Raw genomic sequence first — 5,049 nt, forward strand, 5'->3', positions numbered from 1 at the left:
CCTGCGCACGCCGCTCATCCAGGCCGTCGGCGCATGGCCCACGCTCACCGCTGCCCGGGTCGCCTTCGAGAAGCTCGACCGCCTGACCCTCGCGGACTACGAACCGGGCTTTCCCGCACCGGCACCGGAGCCGGACTGGCAGGCGCTGGCCCTGCGCGGGGTGAGCTACCGCTACCCCGCCACGACCGGCGACGGCTTCGCCGTCGGGCCGATCGACCTGACCCTGCGCCGCGGCGAACAGGTCTTCCTGATCGGCGGCAACGGCAGCGGCAAATCCACCCTCGCACGCCTGCTCGTCGGGCTGGTCGAGCCCCACGAGGGCGCGCTGCAGGTCGACGGGCGCACGGTGACGGCGGCGCAGCGGCATGCCTACCGGGCCCGGTTCGCCAGCGTGTTCACGGACTTCCACCTGTTCGGCGAGCTCCTGGGTCCCGACGGCGCGGCGCCGGACGATGCCCTCGTGGCGGCGTGGACCGAGCACCTGGGGATGACGCATACCGGTGCGCTGGAGGACGGGCGGATCGCCAGCACCCGGCTGTCCCAGGGCCAGCGCAAGCGCCTGGCGCTGCTGCTCGCGATCGCGGAGTCCCGTGACGTGCTGCTGCTCGACGAGTGGGCCGCGGACCAGGACCCGGAGTTCCGGCGGGTGTTCTACCGCGAGGTCCTGCCGCGGCTGCGGGACATGGGCAAGACGGTGTTCGCGATCAGCCACGACGACCAGTACTTCCAGCATGCCGACCGGCTGCTGGAGATGCGCGACGGCCAGCTGGTGGAGCTCACCGGCGCCCAGCGCGAGGCGGCCAGCCGGGATGCCGTGGCCCGGCTGCAGCGCGGCGGCTGAGCGCCGCCGGGCGGCTCACAGCCGGCGCAGGCCCCACATGAAGTAGGCGCCGCCGAGCAGCGAGGCCACCAGCCCCGCCGGCACCTCCTGGGGGAAGAGCAGCTGCCGGCCCACCCAGTCCGCGAGGACCATGAGGGTCGCACCGCACAGCGCCGCCCCGGCGAGGTGGGCGCGGGCCCGGGCGAAACCCAGAAGCCGCGCCATGTGCGGGGCGAGCAGACCGACGAAGCTCAGCGGCCCCACCACCAGCGTCGCGCAGGCCGTGAGCCCGGCCACGAGCAACAGCAGCACCAGCCGTGCGCGGCGCACGCCCACGCCCAGCGCCTGCGCCGTCGACGCCCCCAGGGGCAGCAGCTCCAGCCAGCGCACCAGCGGCCAGCTCGCCAGCCCCAGCGCCCCGGCCAGTACGGCCACGGTGACCGCGCCGGTGAGGTCGACGTAGTAGGTCGAGCCGGACAGCCACGCCAGCACCCGCTGGCCACGCGGGTCGCCGCCGGCCAGGACGATGCCGCGCACGGCATCGAACAGTGCCGTGACCGCCACGCCGCTGAGCAGCAGCCGGTCCGGGCGCAGGCCGCTGCGGTGGTTGAGCGCGATCAGCGCCGCGAGCACCGCGAGCGCACCGAGGGTGCCCACCGCCACCAGCGTCACCCCGCCGGGGGCGGGCAGCAGGAAGATCGCCGCCATCAGCGCAATGGCGCTGCCACCGCTGATACCCAGCACCTCCGGGCTCGCCATCGGGTTGGCGGTGATGCGCTGGATCAACGTACCGGCAACAGCGAGCATCACCCCGCTCGCCGCAGCGGCGATGACCCGTGGTGCCCGCCACTGGAGCACCCCCCAGTCGAACGGCGCCGTCCACGCCCAGCCCCCGGTGGCACGGCCCAGATACAGCGCGAGCACGAGGCCCGCCGCCAGTAGGAGGACGATCACCGCCGCGAGCCGGGCGGGGGCCGGATGCCGGCGGCCGATCCCGTGACCGCCGGCCGCGGCCGTGCCGCCGCCCAGACGCAGCCGCGGGATGAGCCAGAGCAGCAGCGGGGCGCCCAGCGCCGCGGTGGTCGATCCCGTCGGGATGAGGGTGGGCAGCACCCCCGCGAAACGCTGGAGCAGCAGGTCCGTGGTCGCCAGCAGCAGCGCCCCGATCAGGGTCGACCAGACCAGGCGCTGACCGAGCCGGCGCGCCCCGGCGAGGTAGGCGAGGTTCGGGGCGGCCAGGCCGACGAAACCGATGATCCCCACCGTGGCGACCACGCTGGCGGTGAGAAACACCGCCAGCGCCAGGCCAGCGAGACGCAGGCGCCGCAGCGGAATGCCGAGGCTGCGCACGCTGGCGTCGTCCAGTGCGAGCACCGTCAGCGGGCGCAGCAGCAGCCACGCCAGCGCGCCACCGAGGATCAGCCGCGGGGCCAGGAAGGCCGCCCCGCCCCAGCCGGTCTGCGCCAGCGAGCCCGCGCCCCAGATCAGCAGGCCCTTGAGGGCCTCCTGGTGGAAGAGCAGCAGCACCATGCCGAGGGCGCCGAAATAGAGATTCACCACCAGTCCGGCAAGCACCACCACCACCGGTGCCAGCGCCTGGCGCCAGGCCAGGGCGAACACCAGTGCCATGGACAGGCCGCCACCGGCCACCGCCACCCACTCGCGCCCCGCCCCCAGGAGCCCGGGCGCCGTGAGGGTCGCGACCATCAACGCGAGGTTCGCGCCGCTGGCCACACCGAGGGTGGTCGGCGCCGCGATGGGATTACGCAGGATCTGCTGCATGAGCACGCCGGCGAGCGCCAGCGCGCCGCCGGCGAGCAGCGCAGTCGCCAGACGCGGCCACCAGGCGAAGAACAGCGCGAGGGACGCCTGGTCCGCGCCCGGCCCGGCGGCGAGGACCGAGACCCCCTCGGCAATACCGCCGCCGGCGTGGAGCCCGGCGAACGCCAGGACGAGCAGGGCCAACGCGAACAGCCCGCAGGCACGTGCCGGCGTCATCAGTGCGCGTCCTCCCGCTGTCGGTCGTCCAGGGCGTCGACGAGGTGCAGGGCAAAGCGACGCGCCGAGGGCAGCGCGCCGAAGCTCCACACCGGCGGCAGGCGGACCACGTCGCCGCGGGTCACGCTGGGCAGCGACTGCCACAGGCCGTTGTCCGCCAGCGTCCGCTCCACCCCGGCCGGGAACGGCTCGATCACGACGATCCGGGCGTCGATCCCGGCCAGCGCCTCCAGGCCGACCAGCGAAAAGCCCCAGTAGTTGGTCGGGCCCGACCACGCGTTGCGCAGCCCCAGCCGGTCGAGCACCACCTGGTACAGGCCGTTCTCCCCGAACACCCGCACATGGCGGGCATCCATGAACTGCACCATCAGCAGCGGCCGCACGTCCCGCCCCGCGATCCGCCCGCGGCAGTCGGCGAACACCTCGCGGGTGCGGCGGATCAGCCGCTCCGCCGCCGCCTCGCGGTCCACCAGGGTGCCGAGCCGGCGGGTCAGCGCGAGCATCTGCTCCCAGGTGTCGCTATCCGGGGTGTAGAGCGCGAACTCGCTCACCGGCGCGATACGCTCGAGCCGCGGTGTCAGCGAGGTGAACATGCGCGATATGAGGATGCGGTCCGGCGCCAGCCGGGCGAGGCGTTCCATGTTCGGCTGCATGCGCAGCCCCAGGTCCGCCACCGAGTCCGGCAGACGCGGCTTGCCCACCCACGCCCGGTAGGCATCCACCTGAGCCACCGCGAGGGGCGTGACACCGAGGCCGAGGAGCGTCTCCGCGAGGGTCCAGTCTACCGTCGCCACCGCCGGGGGCGCGGCGCGGCCACGCCCGGGCACGAGGGCAACGATCACGGCGAGCAGCATCAGCGCGGCGGTGGCACGCAGCGGACGATCGGCCATGGGCTCCACGGACGCTCGGGGTGGGCGGCCCGGTGACCACGGATGCGCCTGGCACCGGCCACCGGATGGAGCCGGCATTCTATGGTAAACGGGAATTATTCGCAAAATGGAATGACAGGGGCCATCGCAACGTCACGGCAAGCACCGGCCGGTAGGTCGGGCACATGCGTTTCCTGCCCGGGCGGCGCCCCCGCAACCGCCATTCCCGCCCCGGCGATTGCCGGCTGCCTGCGGGCAACCGATCCACACCAGAAGCGGTCCGCGTAGGTCGTGCACCGTAAGGTGTGCGACGTCTCGATGGTTTGCGCGGGGATGTCGCACACGGCCAGAGGCCGTGCACGACCTACGCGTCTATGGAATCCACCGTCGAGAACACGCGGCCGGTTGCTTCGGGCAGCCGACCGTAGCGGGATATCCCACGGGATGCGGCACAACGTCGCGGGAAACGTCGGGCATGTGCGTCATATGGCCGGAAGGCGGCCCCCGCGACCGCCGTTCCCGACCCGGCGGTGTCGGTCGCCTTCGCGCAGCGGAACGACCGTGGATACCGTCCCGCGAGTCACGCGAGTTGCGGGGCACACGGTGTCTGGTCCTTGATGACGCCGAAGCAGATCGGGACGGGCTTGCACATGGCCGGCGCAGGCGCTGGCAGAACGCGCGCACATCGGGGTCGTAAGGGCGGAAGCTCGAGGCAGTCGACGTTGCCGGCACCGCAGGACGGGATGCTGGCTGCCAGGAGCCGCCAACCCACGGGAACTCGCGTAGGTCGTGCGCCGCAGGCGTGCGACATTCCGGCGCGGTCATTGAAGATGTCGCACACGGCCCGCGGCCGTGCACGACCTACCGGTCTGCCTGGAGCGGCCAACCCGGGCGGCCTGTCACCGCCCGGGATTCCTGCCGCAGGTCGGCTGCTCGAAGGCAACCGACAATTCCCCACCGAGGCCGGTGCGATCGCGGACATGCACTGGCCAGTGACCGACACGGGGCGACTCGTGCGTCCTGCTCAGCCCCGCGATCCGTCCGGGCACGGTGCGATCAACCATAAAAACGCCCCGGGACCGAGCGGTCCCGGGGCGTGGTCACGGGCAGGTCATGCCTGCCGCGGTATCAGGAGATCTTGGTGAACTCCGGATAGGCCTCGAGACCGCACTCACCGATGTCGACGCCCTCGGTCTCCTCCTCCTCGGAGACCCGGATACCGCACACCGCCTTGAGGATGGCCCAGACGATGAGGCTGGTCACGAACACCCACACGAAGATGGTGAGCGCACCGACGATCTGGCCGACGAAGGTCGCCCCGTCGTTGGTGATCGGCACGATCAGCAGGCCGAAGACGCCGAC

At 72.6% G+C, this 5,049-nt stretch carries 3 protein-coding genes and 1 pseudogene; 1 reads left to right on the forward strand and 3 read right to left on the reverse strand.

The annotated features are described in order from the left end of the window. The coding region (locus tag G7A99_RS15840; protein ID WP_163141886.1) for an ATP-binding cassette domain-containing protein at positions 1–841 on the forward strand (841 nt) is incomplete at its 5' end. Between the two features lie 15 nt (positions 842–856). On the opposite strand, the gene fhuB is transcribed toward G7A99_RS15840, so the two are convergent. The 3 genes and pseudogenes from fhuB to G7A99_RS15855 all read right to left on the reverse strand — a co-directional run. Next, on the reverse strand, positions 857–2,818 hold the full coding sequence (gene fhuB / locus G7A99_RS15845) for a Fe(3+)-hydroxamate ABC transporter permease FhuB (protein ID WP_163141889.1): 1,962 nt from the start codon (positions 2,816–2,818) through the stop codon (positions 857–859). Further along, complete coding sequence (locus G7A99_RS15850; RefSeq protein WP_163141891.1) at positions 2,818–3,708, reverse strand: ABC transporter substrate-binding protein; 891 nt, start codon at positions 3,706–3,708, stop codon at positions 2,818–2,820. The genes fhuB and G7A99_RS15850 overlap by 1 nt, the downstream gene beginning before the upstream one ends. A gap of 1,107 nt (positions 3,709–4,815) precedes the next feature. Then, positions 4,816–5,049, reverse strand: a pseudogene (locus G7A99_RS15855) (ammonium transporter); the annotation flags it as partial.

Source organism: Arhodomonas sp. KWT (genome assembly GCF_010993615.1).